Source organism: Tumebacillus algifaecis (assembly GCF_002243515.1).
Lineage (GTDB): Bacteria > Bacillota > Bacilli > Tumebacillales > Tumebacillaceae > Tumebacillus_A > Tumebacillus_A algifaecis.
Window position 1 is genome coordinate 869,644 of the sequence record NZ_CP022657.1, and the last position, 19,406, is coordinate 889,049.

Genomic DNA, 19,406 nt, shown 5'->3' on the forward strand with positions numbered 1-19,406 from the left:
CGATGACGCGACGACCGCGCGCAAGGCTGATCTATAACCCCAGCGCCGGTAAGGAAGCTCTGCGGAACCACTTGCCGGATGTGTTGGATCTATTAGAACTTGGCGGTTTAGAAGTTTCTTGTGCCATGACGCACGGAGCGAATGACGCGATCATCGCGGCGCGCCAAGCTTCGATTGAGCATTTTGATTATGTGATTGCAGCTGGCGGTGACGGTACGATCAACGAAGTGGTCAACGGCCTGTCCAATCTTGACTATCGCCCGACGCTCGGGATTCTGCCTGCGGGCACCACCAACGACCTTGGACGAGCACTTGGCATCCCGCGCGATTTGAAAAAAGCCTGTGAGATCATCGTGAAGCGCAATGCTGTCCCGATGGATGTTGGCAAGATTGGCGAGGACGGCTATTTTATCAACATCGCGGGCTGTGGAAAACTGACCGAATTGACCTATGAAGTGCCAAGCAAGTTGAAAACGCACCTCGGGCAGTTGGCCTACTATGTGAAAGGCATGGAAAAATTGCCAGGTCTGAAAACGATCCATTTGGAGATCGACTCGCCCGATTTTGCCTATGAAGGCAAAGCGATGCTCTGTCTGATCGCCAATTCGAACTCGGTGGGCGGTTTTGAAAAACTGGCGCCAAATGCGAAGTTGAACGATGGATTGTTCGATGTGATTTTGGTGAAACAGGTCAATTTGCCAGAATTGATCACGTTGGCGCGATTGGCATTAAAAGGCGAGCATGCGAACAGCGATCGTGTGATCTATTTCCAAACCGAGACGCTGACCATTTCCTCACCAGAGCTGGTGGAGTTGAATCTGGATGGCGAGTTCGGCGGACACCTGCCGCAGAAGTTCAACTGCTTAAAGCACCATCTGAAAGTGCTGGTCGCAGATCCGGCAGACGGCGGGAGGTTGGCATTGCCATGACCCGAACGCGCAAGGGCAGGTTCGTCGATGAGCCCTTTCCCAACCTCTGTGACTGGGTCGCCCACCCGGAAGTGCCAAGCCCAGCGGGTGGCACGGTCGTCGCGGCATGCAGTGCGCTTGCCGCGTCTTTGGCCGAACTGCTGCTTCGCGTGACGAAGAACCGCCTGCACAAGCGGGGGGAAGGGACAGAAGGCATCGATCAACTGCTCACCGAAGCGGCTGAGTTGCGCGTTCGCCTGCTCGATTATGGCGAAGGCGATGTCTATGAGGCACAAAAGATCATCCAAGGCGAGCGTGCCGCTTGTGTGCGCAAAGATGTCGGGAGTCCGGCGAAGATCGCAGGCACGATCGTCAAAGTATTGCGCTTGACGAAAGAACTGGCCCCACAGGTGGGGAGCGCACTGCACAGCGATGTGCGCGTGATCGCCTATCTGGCCCATGCTGGGGTGATGGGCATCACAGAAATCTGTATGGCCAACATCCGCTTCGCTGGCGGGGCGGACGACAAACTGATGACACGTATCGAACGCTGGCGGCACGAAGCGACCGAACTTCGCGACGAAATCCTGTCGCGCACCACGTAAGGAGACTTGTTTGATGGCGAAACCGAAACTGCAGGTACCTGTAGAGAAAAATCAATATATCGAGCTGGACATCACTGGGCTCGGACATGAAGGCGAAGGCGTCGGAAAGTATGAAGGCTTCACCGTGTTTATCCCGCGCGCCTTGCCGGGCGAGCGTGTGAAAGCTAAAGTGATCCGCGTGCAAAAGACATATGCCAACGGGCGGTTGATCGAAGTCCTATCCGACACAGCAAGCCGCACCGAACCGCCCTGCCCAATTTTTCACCGTTGCGGTGGATGTCATCTGCAACATATGACCTATGAAGCACAGTTAAAGCACAAGCGCCAGACGGTGGTCGATGCGCTGACTCGCATCGGCAAGTTGGAAGGTGTGACGGTGCATGAAACCTTGGGGATGGACAACCCTTGGCAGTACCGCAACAAGGCGCAAGTTCCGATTGGCGAGATCGACGGGCGACTGGCGGTGGGCTTTTATGCGCCGCGGACGCATGAGATCATCGAGATGCAGAGCTGCGACATCCAGCATGCGTACAATGATCAGATCGTACATACGACAAAAGCGATCTTGCAGGAGCTGGCGATCCCGCACTATGAGGAAGCGAGTGGTCGCGGGCTGGTGCGCCACATCATCGGACGAGCTGGGTTTCATACCGGGGAAACGATGCTCGTGCTGGTGACGAACGGACGGAAGATCCCACATCAAGAGGTGCTCATCGACCGCTTGCGGGCAAGAATCCCGCATTTGGTGAGCATCGTGCAGAACATCAACCGCGAGCAGACCAACGTGATTTTTGGAAACGAAACGCGGACGCTCTGGGGAAAAGACACGATCACCGATACGATCGGGGAGATTCGGTTCGAAATTTCGGCGGGGTCATTCTTCCAAGTGAATCCGGTGCAGACTGAAGTGTTGTACGGGAAGGCGCTTGAGTATGCGAATCTGTCTGGCTCGGAGACGGTGATCGACGCCTACTGCGGGATCGGAACGATTTCGCTGTTCTTGGCGCAAAAGGCAAAAGAAGTGTATGGCGTGGAGATTGTGCCAGAAGCGATCGAGGATGCGCAGAAAAACGCTGCGCTCAACGAAATTCGCAATGCACACTTCGCCGTGGGAGAAGCCGAAACGGTGATTCCGCAATGGCACCGCGACGGGGTCCGCGCCGATGTGCTGGTGGTGGACCCGCCGCGCAAAGGCTGTGATGAGCGCCTGCTGGCGACCATCGCGGAGATGCAGCCAGAGCGAGTGGTGTACGTGAGTTGCAACCCAGGGACGCTGGCTCGGGATTTACGCTATTTGGAGGATCACGGGTATAAGACCGTGGAAGTGACGCCGGTGGATATGTTTCCACATACGTTCCATGTGGAGTGTGTGGCGTGGCTGGTGAGGAAGGACAATTAAGAGGTGTGGCCTTCGAGAGATTTGAGTTGTGTAATCCCCCTTGGAAAGGGGGATTTTTTTATTACTGTGATGGAAGCAATCGTAGTGGTTTATATGCGCTATTTTAGTAAGAAAACAAAATGATGACAATTGTAAGATCTATTTCTATTACCTGTGATATAATAATTTATACAATACTCTCAATGAATATATAAAACCTAACTTGCTTGTCTTCAACTCTGAGCTTAGGAGCGTCAATTATGAACGGATTGAAAAATGATGCTACAAAATCGCAATTAGGTAATACTTTTCAACTGTTAGTAGCATTAGAGGCTTGCTTCAGTTTGCAAGAAGGCGAGAAGATTCATATTGAAATGTTTGGAGACATCTCAAAGGAATCTGATCATGACTCATATCAGGCCGAAGCCAAACATCATCTTGAGGAGCACAACTTATCCAATCGCCATGGAGATTTTTGGAACACCTTGAAAAACTGGGTTGAAAATAAGGACAAACTTATCATTTTTAAAAAGTTTATCTTATACACAACTTCTAGCTATACCGAAGATTCTATTTATCATGAATGGAATCAATTGCAAAACGTTGAAAAATTAGAACGTATAAAGAAGGAAGGCGAGAAAAAAAAGTCCAGAGAAGCAGCTTTCCGGAAACTATATGAATTCATTTTTGCAGATGAGGACGTCCTACTTGATGTATTAGAAAAGGTGGTAATCGATAGTGATCAGGTAAATGTGCATCAAAGGTTAGAATACTTGAAACGTGACCGGGCACTGTTTACTGTGGATGAATCCGACAAGGTAAGTTTTATTAGAGGCTTGTTGGGTGCAATTATTCTGATTCCAACAGATCCGCCACATAGATGGGACATATCTTATGAGGAATTTAAAGAACTCGTAACTGATCATATCGAGAGATACACCAGAGGTGATCGATCATTAGTCGATCATTATGCGTTAAGATTACCGGCAACAACTTCTGGATATGAAACACGTTGCTTTGTACAGGAGATAAGGAAGATAGAGCACCATAAAAGAATTGATGAAGCGATAACTGACGTATGGAGAAAAAATACTACAGTTATTGACTTTTACAGCGAAGATGCGATTTTCCATAAGGACTTTCAGTTGTATAAAGACAACATTATGCAAGAACTTAACTACCGTAAGGATAATTTTCTAGAGGACTGCCAAGGGGAGGCTGAGATAGTTATCTATAAAAATTCTAGAAAATTCTATAATGATGCTATGATTATTCCTCCAAAGCCAATAGGCAGGATAAAGTATAATCAAGATTTTTTCCAAAGAGGAACAATACATGAAATTGTTGATGAAGGCAAACTAAAATGGTACTTGGGTGATGGCGTATGAGTGTAAGAGCAATCAGTCATATTTCTCTGAATCCGTTTCTAGGTAGCGAAATTATCCAGCATTTCTTAAGTGGGTGCAAGAATAAGGAGATGGATTTGCCAGCGATCTATCTAGTTTTTCCATTAGTTTACTACGGGGCTTCGCGTGATGGCCTATGTTCGTCTAATCAAAAAAGTTCCTTATACGAAAAGTTTTTCAAGGACCCAAAGAAGCGTTTGATGTTAGGTGGCCTTGAGGAGCGATACTTCTATTACAAGAAGCTTACCCAAAAGTCGTTAATTGTTGGGCATAATGAGATGTGTTTTAGGGTGTCTTATAGTGTTTCACTACTTGAAACTGTCACGTTTAAGGATGAAAAAAACTCGGAACTGTTTGATTACTACAAAGCTGCATACTATTTGGGAGTCATCTTCTCTAAGGCGGAGACAAAACACGTACTATCTTATTTCGGGGTGATAGATGATGAAAGCATACTTCAAGGGCGTTCTATTGTTTAATGAGCAAGGGGATAAACGTCAAGTTCCTCTAGATGAAGGGGTCAACATCATAACTGGGGATTCTAAAAGTGGAAAAAGTGCTTTGTTGGACATCATTGATTACTGCCTTGGTAGTACACGTTCGACAATCCCCAAAGGGAAGATCACTAATTTCGCATATTTATATGCAGCTATTTTTGTTGTTAACTCTCAAGCACTGGTAATTGGAAGAAGAGCATTTGACATTGATGGTCGAACTCATATGTATTTAAGAAGCGAAAACATCGGCATTAAACTAGACGACGTAAGTCTAAAATACTTTAATGAGAAATCGCTATATCGAATTGAGGAAGTAAGACAAGTGATCGAAAGTTCACTTGGTTTAAATGTTACAGATACTACTGAAGAAGTAGATATTAAGAAAGAAGGCAAGGCCAGTATCCGTAATATGATGTCATATCTTATGCAACATCAAAACTTGATCGCAAGTAAATTTGCGCTATTCTACAGGTTTGATCATTTTAAGAAGAAGGAACAAGTAATTAAGCAGTTCCCAGTTTTCGCTGGATGGGTTGATCAAGAGTACTATTCCTACAGAATTACTCTTGACCAACTTGAAAAACAAAAAAAGCAACTAGAAAGGGAAGAAGAGCGTGACAAAAAACTGCTAAAAGAAACAACGTTTGATCTGATCAACGCCTATAAGAATTACTATAACTTGATAGGTGTTAGATTTGATCAAGATGGATTGTCACTAGAAGATCTTCTAAAGCTCCGAGATAACTTGCCAGACTTCACTAGAGAAAGTTATCTTTCAGACGGTTTGGAACAAAGGTACGCTCAATTAACAGCGGAATTGGAAGCAAAGGTTCGAGAAAATCAGGCATTAGAGAGAGAAATAACCAATTTGAACCGTAGTGAAAATTATGGAAGAGAGTACTCAGAACGATTGAAAACCTTAGCATCAAAAGGGGCAAAATCGCGACCGAAGCTCAAGAAATATGCTTGCCCTTTATGCGGCCAAGATAACACAGAAATAAATTCTGATATAATAAATCTACAAGAATCTCTGGAATGGCTAGAGGATGAGATTACTAAAATTCCACCTTATAGAAAATCATTTACAGAGCAAATAACTCAATTGAAGAACAAACAAGAGGAAATCCAGAAGTTAATACGTGGACTGAGTTCGGAAGTCAAAAAAATTGAGGAGATGAGGGAGAATCTAAGGAACAACAAAAAATACACCGATCAAGTAATTTACGCCAAGGCACGAATTGATACAGAGGTAAAGTCACTATCGCAAAGACGTAATTTTAAGAGTATCGATATGACAGCCCTCAACAAACAGATTGTTGAGCTTAAGGGCAAGATAAAAAAATACAGTATAGAAACGTTGTATCAACGGGCTGCATCGGATCTTAGTTACAATATGAATAAAATAGCAAAAGGATTGGATTTTGAAAAAGAGTTCGATCCAGTTGACTTAGTTTTCGATTTGCAGAAGTTTGAACTCTATCACAAGGACAAGTCAGGCGAGATATATCTAAATGAAATGGGGAGTGGAGCTAACTGGTTGTCATGCCATATTGCACTGTTCCTGAGCTTGCTTCGCTTCTTTGCTGTTGAAAGAAAGTCGGTGATGCCTAGTTTGTTGTTCCTTGATCAGCCGAGCCAGGTGTATTTTCCGAATATTTTATTCTTTGATGAAGAAAAAGATTCTACTTCTGATATTGTAGAGCAAGAAGATATTCAAGCGGTGAAAAGGATATATTCAACAATACTCGACGAAGTAGAGGAAATTGGCCGCATAGTTGGTTATAAACCACAAATAATCATTACCGATCATGTCGACAATTTGGATCTTGGGAAATACAATTTTGAGGATTACGTTAGAGAGCGATGGAGAGATGGAGTTGCATTGATATAAGTTGTAAATAAATACTTAATAAAAATCTTTCTGGAGGTCTTTTATTAGTTTTGATTCTAAGATTATGTGAGCAACGGTTGCAAAATTCCAAATTTAAACGGTTGAAAATTTCCCCGCTTCCAATGGACAATCTCTCCGAGAGGAGAGATAAATTGGTCAAGAATGGGGAATTCTTTATGATTCAAGAAATTAGACAGCGAGGGATGAGCATCACATCCATCGCGAAAATGGTTGGGTCGTGACCGCAAGACAATAAGAAGGTGGATACGAGAAGGCATCCCGGACCATTAGTGACATTCGGTGGCGAATCTTGAAAAAGTACATTAGACAGCGGGGGAAGAAGGTTCCCGCAATGCGGTTGTCATTGTGGTTTGGAATGAAAGGTTTGCACGATTTGCAGTACACTATGGGTTTCGGGCACGTACTGAGAAAATTCAATCTGGTGATGATGATTATATTACACGAGCTCGAAACTCCTTCAAGAAGAAACTAGCAACTAATGAATAACTTCAATAAAAGTGGAGGTTTTGGAATGAGAGAAAATCCAGATTTCGGACCAAAAAACGTTTATGTAGCATTTCTCGATATTTTAGGATTTAGTGAAGCTCTGATGGCGAACAAAATCGAAGATATTGAGAAACTGTACAGAACTATAGAGCAAGTTTTTATTGTTGATAACTCCAAGGCTATGAATAGAAACAAAGAAGGTATCCTAGATGCGTTTGGTAAGATCGGATTGGATCATCTGTTAAACGAATTCGAGGATTCGTCGATAGATGCTCATTCTGTTTCAGATAGTCTTTTTTTGTGGACTTCTGACGACTCAGCGCTTAGTTTCCAGCAACTTACACACTACGTAAATAGACTACTTACCCAATTCCTAATATACGGCTTCCCAGCTAGGGCTGCAATTACCTATGGAGAAGTAGCAGTAAGAACTGTTAAGACTGGTTTCCATCCGCAAAGAAATGTTTTTGGCAGAGGTATAGCGAAGGCCCATACACTAGAAGGACTTCAAGTTTGGTCGGGAGCAATCGTGGATGATGTTGCCCTTTCCCATGTCTTACTAAGAAAGTCATTTGGCGAAACGATGGTAAATTCCCTTTATCGAGAAAAATTCCTTGTTGAATATGAAGTACCTATGAAAAAGGGGGAGGTGAAGAGTTATACAGCTTTGAACTGGACAGTAAATTTTAATAAGAATGAATTTGGAAAAATGGGGCGGGGAATTGTAGAGAAATTTACTGATCACAACAAGAAAATTGATGACTGGTCAGTTAGAGTGAAAATTGACAATACGGTGAAATTTTTCAATGATATGAAAACCAGGCAACGTTGATGTAGTTGGCGAGATGTAAAGAAATCCCAGCACAAGGTCCTGGATACTTTTGTTAGGGACTGAATGTTGAATAATACGTACAACTTCATTTAAAGGGAGGTAGACAGACTAGTGAATTTGTCCATTCCAAAAATTGATGCAAGGATATCTGATTATACAGAGACTGTTGTTAGATCATTCTTTGAGAGGCATCAAGAGGAAAAAATCTTGCTTGTTCAACGTACGAGTCATCTTACAAAGTATTATATTTTCACACAATATTTAATAGATATAGGAGCACTTGACGAGTGTCACAATGCTGAAAGAACAATACTTGCAAATTCTATCTCAGATTTTTTTGGAGTTAAGGCTTTGGTGGAAGCTGCTTCTTTAGGTGGTGCACTTACATTGGTAAGGAATCTTCTTGAAAGATTAATCAACCTGAGATACATTCATAAGAAGTTCCCAGAGTATGCAGATACCTTTTACTATCATGCTGAATTCGAACAGTATTTAATGTATGAGAGGGATAGAGCCAATGGTGAGGTAATCATTGATGAACCATTGATTACACGTATCACACAGCGATACCATGAAATAAAGCATTTATACGAAAAAAAGAGGAGCTGGTATCAAGTTCCATTGGCGAGAGACCTTAACTATCAAAAAATTAATGGCAAGACAAGGAAAGTGACCGTTGGAGATCTGGCCCGATACACCGAACTTAGTTTCGAATATGAACGGATCTACAGCCTTCTCTCTAAGGTATCACATGGACAAGCTGTTACAAAGAATATGGTAATTGCAGATGGTAACTTTACTTCAACTCCAGTTTATGATAGTCCACATATTAGCGTAACTTGTGGTTTTGCTCTAGAGTATTTCTCGAAAACTGTACAAAGTATTCTAGAGAGAATTGGAAGGAATGATTTCAATGATTATTCAAAATGGCTGGTACATGAGGCAATGATAAAAGAATATCTAAAATAAAAAAATGCCCATCTATCCACCTTGGTTAGGGGGCTTTTTGTTATGAACTGTTACCACCGATCAATTATGTCCGAAAACTGACGACATCTAATGTCCAAAGATTGATGGATAAAATGGACATTTTTCATAGCGAAATAAGAAGATAGAAAAACGGGAGAATTAAGCAAATTCTCCCACAATCATCTGTTTCACAATGTGGTCGTCAACGATTCGGTGCATGTGTGAACAACGGTTGTAAAATACCCAATATAAGCGGTTGAAAATTCTCCATTTCTAACGGACGATCTCTCTGAGAGGAGAGATAAGGACACACCAACTTTTACCTATTCGGCTACACCTCATGAGGAGGTAGCGTAAACTCATGAGGTGTAGCCGTATCTGCGGGTTTCCACGAATAAGGAAGAGCAGAAAACGAGTATTGAGAATCAGGAGTCGCTTTTCTACAGTTTCATTGCCCAGAAGGGGTGGGAACTGCATGACTTCTACATTGACATTGAGACAGGGACGACAGACAAACGTGAAGGTCTGAAACGCCTGATCGAAGATGCTGAGCAGTGGAAGTTTGACTGTATTCTTGCCAAAGAATTGTCGCGGTTGGCTCGGAACGGGGAACTCTCGTACAAGATTCGCCGCGTGTTGGAGGAGAACAGAATCCACATCACCACTTTAGATGGTGCTATCAACACGCTCGAAGGAAATATGGACAAGTTCAGTCTGTACGCATGGCTGTACGAAGAGGAAAGCCGTCGCATTTCCAAGCGGATCAAGACGGTGTTCCGGCAGATGGCCGCACGGTGAGAGTTCAAATACGGGTACGATGTACGGAACAAACGACTCGTAAAGCGTCAAGATGAGACAGTGGAAGCAGTCAGGATGATTTTCCAACTGTACCTGCAAGGGAGAGGTGTCGAAGCGATTGCCAAACAGATGGATGCCCTGGGTTTCCCAACTCCCGCTCAGGTTGCGGGGAAAAGAAATGCGGGTTTCTACTGGCAAGGATCGTCGATCAAACTGATTTTGCAGAATCCGCATTACGTCGGTGATCTTGTGCAAGGCAGAAGTCACACGAAAAGCGTCACAAACAAGGCGCGAGAAACAGTTCCCGAAGAGGACTGGGTTGTGATCTCGGATGCCCACGAACCAATCATTTTGCGAGAGGATTTCGAGGCTGTTCAGAGCTTGATGAAAAGCCGATCTGTGAAGCGCCCTAAGATGAAGAAACACCTGTTTACGAACTATGTGTACTGTGCCGACTGTGGTACTTCGCTTTGGTATATACAATTTAGAAAAGGGTACGTCTGCGGAAGTTTCAAAAAGCACGGTGCAACGGCTTGCAGCAGTCACGCGATTAAGGAAGAGTAACTGAAAAACCTAATCCTCCATGACCTGCGGGAAATCGTCCGTATCGGCTTGGACAGGGAACGAGTTCTATCCAAGGTCGAGGCGAACATGTGCAAAGCCGAACGCGAGCAAGAAAAGCGAATCCTCCAATTAGAAAAAGGGATCGACAAACTCAAGGCAGAGAACAGGAAGTACTTGAAACTTCTCGCGGATGAAACGATTACAAAAGACGAATACAAGGAAATAACTGAATATAACCGCCTGAAGATGGAGCAACTACAGAAGGATATCGTTGTCGCCAAGCAATCCATGTATCAGCAAAGTAAGAATTAGGATGTGGGGCAATATGATTTCTAAGGAGTTGGGGAAGGTCGTGGAAATGGATGACCTGACACCGGAACTTTTGCATCGGCTGGTGGAGAGAATTGAGGTAGGGGAGAATCAGCGAATTATGATTCACTACAAGTTCGCTAATCCCTTACATGGTGTGAGTTAGAGTTGTAACAGCATCCCTGAATCAATCACAAATCGGTGAAGGGGGAGTGTTACTACTGCCCTATAATGTCCGTAAACTGACAGGCTTTGCTGTCCAAGAGTTGACGGAAATGATGACCGCGTTAGCGGTGCCACCCCTGAAAGGAAAAGCGGGAGAATTAAGTCAATTCTCCCTCGATCACCCGTTTTATCATGTGGTCGTCAATGATCCGGTGCTTGTTCGCTGCACCGTAGATCAGACTATGTGTCGCCGCTTTGTTCACCAAGCGAACTGTACCGCTCGAATAACGGTAAATCTCATCGATCGCACCGTCCGTAAAAAGATCCCGGCTAACGCCGGCATATTCCAAATGACGTGAGATATATGCTCCCACTTGTGAGCGGTCGTAGTGAACAAGTTTGCATTGCAGATCAATTCTTTGGCGAATAGCCGTGAACGTCTGCAGTTGCAGACGTTCCCACAACTCATTTTGCCCGACCAGGATCAAGGCCATAGGACTCTGAGCGTCCATTCTGAAGTTGAGCAAAAATCGCACTTCTTCGAACATCTCCTTGTCCAACAAATGCGCCTCGTCAACCACCACTACAGGCTGTAAGCGATGAACTCCTCGCATCAATTCAATTTCCCGATGCAATTGTCGCTTACTGTCTCCTCGATAAAACTTCGCTTCACACCCCAATTGTTCGAGCAATCCTTTGTAAAAATGGCGTGGCGTTAGCTTCGAATCAGATAAATAGAGCAATTTGAATCTCGATGAGTCAAGTACATCTGCAAACCGGCGGATCGTCGTTGTTTTACCCGTTCCGCAGTCACCTGTCACAACTGAAAACCATTGCCTTTCGGCGGTATATGCCAACCTCTCCAGCGTTTCTTCCAAAACATCTGAAGCATACAACTCATGAGTCGGCATGTCGCGTGAAAAAGGTGTTCTCGTCATTTCGTAAAACGCTTCAAACATCCGGCTGTGCCTCCTCCCGCATCTTACGGAACGAGACAGCGCGTGTCTGACGTTCTTTTCGAACTTGATTCTTCTTCTCTGCAGCGACCAATAACCGCGAACCATTTGCTGAAACTGTTTCAATTGTCGATGGCAACGAGGGGCGTTGTCCTGCCCATTCACCGATGGTCAGCTCTTTCGCCTGCCACGGCGTGTGATTGCCATATTCAATGGTAATTGTTGAGATGTCACGCGGGTCGTAGACGACTTCCACTCTATGCCCGATGAACGGGAGCCCAACCTCGTATTTTTTACCCATAAAGCTGATACAACCAGCCTTGTCCACTTTTCGGGATTCGCTGTGTAGGAACGCATCCGCGATAATTGATTCTTCGACGAGTCGGAGCGGTGTCGAGTCGCTACGGAACGCTACCTGAGGGCTTGAACTGTCATCAAGTGCGGAGTGGGGCTTGGTCTGGTAACATTCGGTGAGCCAAACTTGAAACAATTCATTGAGTTGGTCGAGTGTTTGCGGCTTTTCCAACATCACTTCCGCAAGGAAACTGTCTATGACTCGGTTGAAACGCTCGATCTTCCCCTTGGATTCGGCTGCATATGGTCTCGTAAAGCGAAGGCGAATACCTAGTTTGGCGCATGTGCGAGTCATGCTTTTGGTTCGAAATTGCTTGCCGTTATCAAAGTAGACAGATTCAGGAACGCCACTTGTTTGGATTGCGTAACGGAAACAGTCTTCCACAATCGTTTGATCGAGTGTCGGATAGAATGCGGCATGTAACACATAACGTGTCGCATCGTCGATGAATGCAACGAGGTACACCTGCTTGTTAGCTCCGCCTTCACCAATCGGTAGATAGGGCCCGAACTTGATATCGCTTTGCCACAAGCGGTTGCGCTGTTTGTGTTGAAAGCGTCTGGCCGCAAGGCCGGCGGTTGAGTAAAGTCGCATATGGCGAGTGCTGTAGCCGCGCTCCATCAATTTCTCTTGCAACGTGCTACGCTTAATCTCACCGGGCTTGGCCAAACCTTCCCATTCGAGTATCTGAATGATTTGCGCGACACTGCGACTTGGTACTTCTCGACGAAGCAGAATCGCTTGCTCTAGCAGATAAGGAGTGATCGCTTCGGCTGATCGCCGCTTTCCCATTCCTTGAGGTCGAAGTCCAGCGAAGCCGTCGGTTCGATAGGCAGACAAATAGCGTCGAAGAGTTCGCTCGGATAAGCCCGTCTGTTCACAAATGGCTTTCTTCAGTTCCTTGGCTTTGCCAGGGTCAATCCCTTCGGCTACTAGCGGAGAGATCAGTTGCATGCGCTCTGCGGCGACTTCTTCCGCCTTTTTTTCGTTATTCATAGGAGTCTACAGTCCTTTCCAATAGGATGTAGATCCACCATATATCAAGGGATGTCGGACAAGAAGGCAAAACGGGTATGTACCCATAATTGAGAATGAACGATGGGGCGGACAACTCTCGCCAGCCATCCGACGCCTTGTCCGACAAAATGTCCGATCCGTTGGAGTGCAGATGATGAAGGTACGGACAATGCCTCCACCGGATTTCCTGAACGCGACGCAATTGTTAATAAACAATTCACCCAATACTGCCAACACTTCCCGAACCAAACGCGCCAGCGGTACAAGGTCGATTCATCTGCTGCTACGTCTGGAGCCTGTCTATTAGACACAACTGATTCGAGGCATTCGGTTTCATAACGTTTGTAAGGGACGAGCAAATCCGGTAATTCATGATGAATCCGCTCGCAACCTTTGCAACGCAAACGACGAATTATGTAGGTGATCTGATCGCCGGTTGGCTTTCGCCCGACGCGCCTCCGACTCCCGATTGTGTACAAGTCATCTTCACATATTGGGCAAATATGCTTCTCTGCACTCCGTATGAAAAACACCAAGCTTTTCTTCAATTTGATAATGAGATACAATAACCATATGGTTTTTTTGGGGGACGACTCTGGTGCAACTGTTGGCGCAGTGGCACATCTTTCAGAGGCGTCCTTTTCCTGTTCTAGGATATGTATGGTGGTCATTATATCCGTCAACCTTTGGACAGGCAATAGCGTCAGCTTTTGGTCATTTAGAATCGGCTGTTACAGGGGAGTAAGGATGCCCACAATTTCTAGTGCTATGTTACCCGCGCCAAAGAGTTGGGATGAATTTGAAGAAATCACACGAAGCTCTTTTAAGATAAAATGGAGCAGCCCAAACCTTACGCGGATTGGAAGACAAGGTCAACCGCAGGATGGAGTAGACATTTATGGGGAGAATGACCTTGGGCAGAACACAGGTGTTCAATGTAAGTTGGTTCAAGATCTATCTTTAAAAACCATACTTGATGAAGTGGAACAAGCTGAGAATTTCACTCCGAGTTTGGACGTCTATTACATTGCCACAACTGCACCAACGGATTCCAAGTTGCAAAAGGAACTACGAATAATTTCTAAAGAGCGGGTTAGTCAAAACAAGTTCCCAATAGGTATTTTCTTTTGGAACGATATTATTCAGGATTTGATTACAAACGAAGCAGAGTTTCAAAAGCATTATCAGCAGTTTGTTTTGAAGCCTCAGGAACGTCCAGCAGGAGGTAGAGGCAACCGCCAAATTTCTCTCTTGGATATCGCTTATTTCGGTAGACATATCCATGATAATATGAATTTGTTGTTTCATGAGTTTTCTTGGGAACCCGAAGGATTTACTAGGTTTATCACTGATCTTGATGCCTGTGTGAAGGTTGTCATGGAAGGACAAGAGAGAGCAAATCTTGTTCAAGAAATTCAGGCTCTTTCTGATTATACTCTGCCAGTTGTAACTGGGAAGGAGGCGCGTCCGAAGGGGTGGGGTCCCGCGAAGGAAATGGCCACCTCGATTGAGAATAAGATTAAGGCTTTAGAATACAGGTTAGAGGGACAGGAATCGATCATTTTTAAGCTGGGACAATACTTAGGAAATTGGAATCATGCCGAGTATCACTTTGGAAATGGTCAAAAACTCAGTGAGCGGCATGAGCGAATGATTTGTTCCTTTATAGAAAAGATATCAAACGATGGCGCGGTACCACCTGAGGTGGTTGAGAAGTTCAAGGAATACCGGGAAACGGACAGTATAGCAATCGTCCACATCCCTCATAGCGTGTACAACCGCGTTCGCTCGATGATTTATGAGCAAATGATGCCTTGAGTTATAGACAACAAAGTAGTGACCGACACACCACACATGTGGAGTGTGTGGAGTGGCTTGTGAGGAAGGACAATTAAATCAGAGATGTATTGGCGGAAATAGCAAAGAGGGGCGGTTAACCCCTCTTTTTTGTTGGATTATGTACGATGAACAAAATAAATACCATTAGATTTCGAGCGGATATAAACTGTCCTATGTAGTTGGATTATGCAGGCGTGAAGCAATGTTCAAGTCATTGTTATCATTAAGTCTAATAACTTTTCCTTTGTATAACCGTAACCGGGATTCGAAATCATCTCGACTTCTTTCAAAATCTCTTGTCCATTTATACATCATTTTTAACATCTCAATATCAGGCTTGTAGTTACACTTTTCAATACCAAGAATTTGTTTGAGAAACCGGGCTAAGATTCTTATTCTACGTTTCCACAAAGGTGTATCTAGAAATATGATCGTATCCGCCATTTCAAATAAACAACGATATGATGGTCGGTCTGTCCCTTCGAATATCCATACTCCAATTTTATCAATGTTCTTAATGACCTCAATCTGCTCATAAGCGGTACGTTTATACCTTCCGGTCTCAGTTTGATGATGAACGATACTATCCAATTCATACCAAGGAATATTAAATCTTTCAGATAGTCGCTTGGCAAGTGTTGTTTTACCGCTAGCTACAATTCCAATAATGAGAACCTTTTTCAAGTTATTACACCTCACATTGACATTATGGTTGTGTGTTCCCTATTTACGAGTTAGAAACTTGTTGGAATAATTATAATGTATCATAGGGAACCACCATAGGAAGGTTATTTACGTCAAGCCGACATTCAGGAAAATTTCAGGCGCGTCAGATGACCGTAAACCGGTTCAACACCCTTAAACTTGAGTTGAGCAACCTTATCCATAGAAAAGGTAATCCATCGTAATGTTTGCAATTCAAAAGGGGGTATGCTAATATCGTGCTGACACTAAAATGATTGGAGTGAAGAGGATTATGTAATTTTTCTTGCCATTTTTTTGAAGAATATAACAGAGTTTGTTTTATTCTTCATGGGCAAGAAAGTTACCTGATTCTTTTCACTCAAAAAATATATCCTTTTCATACCCTGCATTGGGTAGGATTTGCCGTATTTTTTGAGCTACAAGAAAGGTAACTTTCTTGTAGCTCTTTTTATTTTGACAAAGGAGGTTGAAGACATATGTCATTGATCAAGGTAACGAACCTGACGTTTGCTCATGACGGCAGTTACGACAACATCTTTGAGAATGTAAGCTTTCAAATTGATACCGACTGGAAGTTGGGCTTTACGGGGAGAAACGGCCGGGGCAAGACCACGTTTCTCAATCTACTGCTGGGTAAGTACGAATACAGCGGAACGATTTCGGCCAACGTCAGCTTCGAGTACTTCCCATTCCACGTTGAACACAAAGAGAACAATACTATCGACGTCGTCGCCGACATCGATCCGGACTTTGAGCACTGGCAGCTTCTTCGCGAGCTTTCGCTGCTGCATGTGTCGGAGGACGTGTTATACCGACCGTTCGAATCGTTGTCCAACGGAGAGCAAACGAAGGTGATGCTGGCGGCTCTGTTTTTGAAGGAAAACCGTTTTTTGCTGATTGACGAACCGACCAACCATCTGGATCTGCATGCTCGGAAGCTGGTCAGCGATTATTTGAACGACAAGAGCGGGTTTATTTTGGTGTCGCACGACCGGGCGTTTCTCGACAACTGCGTGGATCACGTTCTTTCGATTAACAAGACGAGTATCGATATCCAGAAAGGGAATTTTTCCGACTGGTGGGAGAACAAACAACTACAGGACAACTTTGAGATGGCCGAGAACGACAAGCTGAGGAAGGACATCAAGCGGCTGTCCGAAGCGGCCAAGCGGACGAGCAGTTGGTCGCACGATGTGGAAAAAACAAAAAACGGCACCCGCAACTCCGGCTCCAAGGTCGATAAAGGGTACATCGGTCACAAGGCCGCCAAAATGATGAAGAGGTCCAAATCGATCGAGAACAGACAACAATCTGCGATCGAGGAAAGATCCCAGTTGCTTAAAAACGTTGAAAGCTCGGAAAGCCTGAAAATATCTCAATTGTCGTATCACAAACAGCAATTCGTCGAGGTTGACCGCGTTTCGATTCAGTACGGCGAGAAGGAGGTTTGCCGCGACGTCAGCTTTACGGTGGAGCAAGGGGATCGCATTGTGCTCTCCGGTCCGAACGGTTCAGGTAAATCCAGCTTGCTCAAACTGATTTGCGGTGAGGAAATTCCTTATTCCGGCACGTTGCGAATAGGGAGCCAATTGAAAATATCATACGTTTCGCAGGACACTTCGCACTTACGGGGCAATTTGTCGGAATTCGCCAGAAACTGCGGGATTGATGAAAGCCTGTTCAAAGCGAATTTGAGTAAACTCGATTTTTCGCGCGTGCAATTCGAAAAGGACATCGCTTCTTTTAGTGGCGGTCAGAAGAAGAAGGTGCTGATCGCGAAAAGCCTCTCCGAGAGGGTTCATTTGCATGTTTGGGACGAACCGCTCAATTTTGTCGACGTCATTTCCCGGATGCAAATCGAAGAGCTACTGCTGGAGCATTCTCCAACCATCATTTTTGTGGAGCATGACAGCGAGTTTTGCAAGCATGTCGCGACCAAGATTGTGGAACTGAAAGACTAATAATTTTTAGGAGATGAAAACGGTGATGGATGAGATTGTAGATGATTGTGTGAATCGGTTCCTGTTAGCTGAAGCGGTTCACGAAAAAACAAATCGGTTGCCGGAGGTTTACCAATCTATCGACAGGTGCACGTAGCGATCCGTCTGCAAGCGTCTGCCTTTTTCTGTATAGTTGGTTTGACGTGTCAAAGCGCCAACTGACGGTTGCTTTTTTACGTTTTCTCCGGCGGTAAGGAGAAGACATGAGACCAATCTCTAAATATGAGACGATTCGGCGAATGTTGTCCGACTCCAAGCAGCCCGAGTATCGGTATGCTCAGATTATGGACGCGATTTTCAAGCAAAACGTCGGCGAATACGAACGGATGACCTTACTGCCCAAAGTTTTGCGCGATGAGTTGACCCGGATGCTTGGTCCGAACGTCTGCAGCATCGTTCCGGTAAAGGAACTCACGTCGAAACAGGTCAGCAAGGTGCTGTTTGCCATTGCGGGCGACGAACGCGTGGAGACTGTACGTCTTACTTATGAGCGGGGGTGGAATTCGTATTGTATTTCCACGCAGTGCGGCTGCGGATTCGGGTGCAGGTTTTGCGCCACTGGTACGATCGGCCTGAAACGAAATCTGACCGCCGACGAAATTACCGACCAATTGCTACACTTTCGCTTGAACGGCCACGCCTTGGACAGCGTCTCCTTCATGTGCATGGGGGAGGCGCTCGCCAACCCGCATATTTTTGATGCAATGACGATTTTGACCGACCCGCATCTCTTTGGTTTAGGACATCGACGAATTACGATTTCCACCATCGGCCTGTTGCCGGGGATCGACAAGTTGACACGGGAGTTTCCACAGGTCAATCTCATCAACTCGTTGCATTCGCCGTTCGACGATCAGCGAAGCGAGTTGATGCCGATCAACGACCGATTCCCAGTCCGCGACGTGATGAAGGCATTGGATCGTCACATCAGGCATACAGGGAGAAAGGTGTATATTGCGTATACTCTTCTTCAAGGAGTCAACGACTCAACGGAGCATGCGGAAGCAGTTGCCGAGTTGTTAAGGGGTAGGGGACCTGGGGAACATCTCTACCACGTTAACCTGATTCCCTTCAATTCGACCGAAATTTTGCCAGACAGCTATCGTCAATCTGATTCGAATCGGATTAAAGCGTTTGCTCGGATCTTGAAGTCAAAGGGTATCAGCTTCACGGTCCGAACTCAATTCGGATCGGACATTAACGCGGCATGCGGCCAGCTATACCGCTCCGAATAAACAATGTCGGAAATTAAATTTATTTCGCTGGACCAGCGGGTCATGCAAGGAGGAAGCCCTTCGAGAAGTAATTTAGCGTTTGATTGTATGTATTGAGATTGAGTTACAGGGATGGAATTATTATCCACAATAATTTCGGGAATCCGTTGTCTGCGGGGGTGTAATTCGCCTCTCTGTATTGGCGTAAATATTAAGCACTCTATACATGTGGAGTGTGTGGCACAACTCGTAAGGAAGGAAATTTAGAGGTGTGGCTTTGAAACGTTGTTGCGTGATCCCCCTGTGAAGGGGGATTTTTAATTTATTGTGCATTTCACGATTAATTGGAGGTGGCTTAGCGCAATCGAATGGCGGATAATATTAGAAAGAGGAGATTAATATGGAAAAATGGAAATGTGACAAAGGAGAGTCAGGAAAAGGTGAAGCGGGTAATCTGAATATGAATGAAGGAGCCGTCAATTGAAAAGAAA

19 protein-coding genes are annotated in these 19,406 nt (G+C 44.9%); 15 read left to right on the forward strand and 4 right to left on the reverse strand.

The features are described from left to right. Positions 1–2 precede the first annotated feature (2 nt). The 12 genes from CIG75_RS03840 (at position 3) to CIG75_RS21135 (ending at position 10,830) form a co-directional block, all read left to right on the forward strand. Entirely contained in the window at positions 3–929 is a 927-nt protein-coding gene (locus CIG75_RS03840) for a diacylglycerol kinase (protein ID WP_094235461.1), read from the forward strand. After that, positions 926–1,513: a cyclodeaminase/cyclohydrolase family protein gene (locus CIG75_RS03845; protein WP_094235462.1), complete on the forward strand. Its 588-nt coding sequence runs from the start codon at positions 926–928 to the stop codon at positions 1,511–1,513. The genes CIG75_RS03840 and CIG75_RS03845 overlap by 4 nt, the downstream gene beginning before the upstream one ends. A gap of 13 nt (positions 1,514–1,526) precedes the next feature. After that, positions 1,527–2,912, forward strand: coding sequence for a 23S rRNA (uracil(1939)-C(5))-methyltransferase RlmD (rlmD, locus tag CIG75_RS03850; protein ID WP_094235463.1), 1,386 nt, complete (start codon positions 1,527–1,529; stop codon positions 2,910–2,912). A 239-nt stretch (positions 2,913–3,151) separates the two neighbouring features. After that, the gene (locus tag CIG75_RS03855; RefSeq protein ID WP_094235464.1) at positions 3,152–4,279 is read left to right on the forward strand and encodes an ABC-three component system protein; all 1,128 of its coding nucleotides are present in this window, start codon (positions 3,152–3,154) and stop codon (positions 4,277–4,279) included. Continuing rightward, a complete protein-coding gene (locus tag CIG75_RS03860; protein ID WP_094235465.1) occupies positions 4,276–4,776 on the forward strand; it encodes a three component ABC system middle component in 501 nt (166 codons plus the stop codon). Before CIG75_RS03855 ends, CIG75_RS03860 begins: the two co-directional genes overlap by 4 nt. Next, entirely contained in the window at positions 4,739–6,685 is a 1,947-nt protein-coding gene (locus CIG75_RS03865; RefSeq protein WP_094235466.1) for a DUF3732 domain-containing protein, read from the forward strand. Before CIG75_RS03860 ends, CIG75_RS03865 begins: the two co-directional genes overlap by 38 nt. 532 nt (positions 6,686–7,217) lie before the next feature. After that, on the forward strand, positions 7,218–8,024 hold the full coding sequence (locus tag CIG75_RS03875; protein ID WP_094235468.1) for a hypothetical protein: 807 nt from the start codon (positions 7,218–7,220) through the stop codon (positions 8,022–8,024). Positions 8,025–8,135: 111 nt separating this feature from the next. Continuing rightward, positions 8,136–8,993, forward strand: a complete 858-nt coding sequence (locus CIG75_RS03880) for a DUF5677 domain-containing protein (protein ID WP_094235469.1) — start codon at positions 8,136–8,138, stop codon at positions 8,991–8,993. A gap of 417 nt (positions 8,994–9,410) precedes the next feature. Further along, complete coding sequence (locus CIG75_RS21120) at positions 9,411–9,791, forward strand: recombinase family protein (RefSeq protein ID WP_265415076.1); 381 nt, start codon at positions 9,411–9,413, stop codon at positions 9,789–9,791. 75 nt (positions 9,792–9,866) lie between these two features. Next, positions 9,867–10,355 (forward strand): recombinase family protein, encoded by a 489-nt coding sequence (locus CIG75_RS21125; protein WP_265415060.1) that lies wholly within the window; start codon positions 9,867–9,869, stop codon positions 10,353–10,355. 87 nt (positions 10,356–10,442) lie between these two features. Further along, positions 10,443–10,667 (forward strand): hypothetical protein, encoded by a 225-nt coding sequence (locus CIG75_RS21130; RefSeq protein WP_227874343.1) that lies wholly within the window; start codon positions 10,443–10,445, stop codon positions 10,665–10,667. 13 nt (positions 10,668–10,680) lie between these two features. After that, the gene (locus tag CIG75_RS21135; protein WP_407701270.1) at positions 10,681–10,830 is read left to right on the forward strand and encodes a DUF4368 domain-containing protein; all 150 of its coding nucleotides are present in this window, start codon (positions 10,681–10,683) and stop codon (positions 10,828–10,830) included. 157 nt (positions 10,831–10,987) lie between these two features. Here CIG75_RS21135 and CIG75_RS03890 read toward each other — a convergent pair whose 3' ends face one another. The 3 genes from CIG75_RS03890 to CIG75_RS21140 are packed head-to-tail and all read right to left on the reverse strand — an operon-like array spanning position 10,988 to position 13,828. Further along, positions 10,988–11,788 (reverse strand): ExeA family protein, encoded by an 801-nt coding sequence (locus CIG75_RS03890; protein WP_094234888.1) that lies wholly within the window; start codon positions 11,786–11,788, stop codon positions 10,988–10,990. Continuing rightward, positions 11,781–13,136: a DDE-type integrase/transposase/recombinase gene (locus CIG75_RS03895; RefSeq protein WP_094234887.1), complete on the reverse strand. Its 1,356-nt coding sequence runs from the start codon at positions 13,134–13,136 to the stop codon at positions 11,781–11,783. The genes CIG75_RS03890 and CIG75_RS03895 overlap by 8 nt, the downstream gene beginning before the upstream one ends. A 44-nt stretch (positions 13,137–13,180) precedes the next feature. After that, positions 13,181–13,828 carry a DUF6431 domain-containing protein gene (locus tag CIG75_RS21140; protein WP_227874229.1) on the reverse strand — a complete coding sequence of 216 codons (648 nt, stop codon included), beginning with the start codon at positions 13,826–13,828 and terminating at the stop codon, positions 13,181–13,183. A gap of 76 nt (positions 13,829–13,904) precedes the next feature. On the opposite strand from CIG75_RS21140, the gene CIG75_RS20980 reads away from it, so the two are divergent. Beyond that, positions 13,905–14,975 (forward strand): hypothetical protein, encoded by a 1,071-nt coding sequence (locus tag CIG75_RS20980; protein ID WP_193791329.1) that lies wholly within the window; start codon positions 13,905–13,907, stop codon positions 14,973–14,975. A gap of 192 nt (positions 14,976–15,167) precedes the next feature. Here the strand turns inward: CIG75_RS20980 and CIG75_RS03910 are convergent, their stop codons facing one another. Further along, complete coding sequence (locus CIG75_RS03910) at positions 15,168–15,680, reverse strand: P-loop NTPase family protein (RefSeq protein WP_094235470.1); 513 nt, start codon at positions 15,678–15,680, stop codon at positions 15,168–15,170. Positions 15,681–16,177: 497 nt separating this feature from the next. Between CIG75_RS03910 and CIG75_RS03915 the strand changes: the two genes are divergently transcribed. Beyond that, positions 16,178–17,662 (forward strand): Lsa family ABC-F type ribosomal protection protein, encoded by a 1,485-nt coding sequence (locus CIG75_RS03915; protein WP_094235471.1) that lies wholly within the window; start codon positions 16,178–16,180, stop codon positions 17,660–17,662. 242 nt (positions 17,663–17,904) lie between these two features. Then, positions 17,905–18,936 (forward strand): Cfr family 23S rRNA (adenine(2503)-C(8))-methyltransferase, encoded by a 1,032-nt coding sequence (locus CIG75_RS03920; RefSeq protein WP_094235472.1) that lies wholly within the window; start codon positions 17,905–17,907, stop codon positions 18,934–18,936. Positions 18,937–19,406 lie beyond the last annotated feature (470 nt).

Coding starts and splice junctions, on each gene's coding strand:
- CIG75_RS03840 (WP_094235461.1), top strand. CDS start 3: ATGACGCGACGACCGCGCGCAAGGCTGATCTATAACCCCAGCGCCGGT.
- CIG75_RS03845 (WP_094235462.1), top strand. CDS start 926: ATGACCCGAACGCGCAAGGGCAGGTTCGTCGATGAGCCCTTTCCCAAC.
- rlmD (WP_094235463.1), top strand. CDS start 1,527: ATGGCGAAACCGAAACTGCAGGTACCTGTAGAGAAAAATCAATATATC.
- CIG75_RS03855 (WP_094235464.1), top strand. CDS start 3,152: ATGAACGGATTGAAAAATGATGCTACAAAATCGCAATTAGGTAATACT.
- CIG75_RS03860 (WP_094235465.1), top strand. CDS start 4,276: ATGAGTGTAAGAGCAATCAGTCATATTTCTCTGAATCCGTTTCTAGGT.
- CIG75_RS03865 (WP_094235466.1), top strand. CDS start 4,739: ATGATGAAAGCATACTTCAAGGGCGTTCTATTGTTTAATGAGCAAGGG.
- CIG75_RS03875 (WP_094235468.1), top strand. CDS start 7,218: ATGAGAGAAAATCCAGATTTCGGACCAAAAAACGTTTATGTAGCATTT.
- CIG75_RS21125 (WP_265415060.1), top strand. CDS start 9,867: ATGATTTTCCAACTGTACCTGCAAGGGAGAGGTGTCGAAGCGATTGCC.
- CIG75_RS21130 (WP_227874343.1), top strand. CDS start 10,443: ATGTGCAAAGCCGAACGCGAGCAAGAAAAGCGAATCCTCCAATTAGAA.
- CIG75_RS21135 (WP_407701270.1), top strand. CDS start 10,681: ATGATTTCTAAGGAGTTGGGGAAGGTCGTGGAAATGGATGACCTGACA.
- CIG75_RS03890 (WP_094234888.1), bottom strand. CDS start 11,788: ATGTTTGAAGCGTTTTACGAAATGACGAGAACACCTTTTTCACGCGAC.
- CIG75_RS03895 (WP_094234887.1), bottom strand. CDS start 13,136: ATGAATAACGAAAAAAAGGCGGAAGAAGTCGCCGCAGAGCGCATGCAA.
- CIG75_RS21140 (WP_227874229.1), bottom strand. CDS start 13,828: ATGACCACCATACATATCCTAGAACAGGAAAAGGACGCCTCTGAAAGA.
- CIG75_RS20980 (WP_193791329.1), top strand. CDS start 13,905: ATGCCCACAATTTCTAGTGCTATGTTACCCGCGCCAAAGAGTTGGGAT.
- CIG75_RS03915 (WP_094235471.1), top strand. CDS start 16,178: ATGTCATTGATCAAGGTAACGAACCTGACGTTTGCTCATGACGGCAGT.
- CIG75_RS03920 (WP_094235472.1), top strand. CDS start 17,905: ATGAGACCAATCTCTAAATATGAGACGATTCGGCGAATGTTGTCCGAC.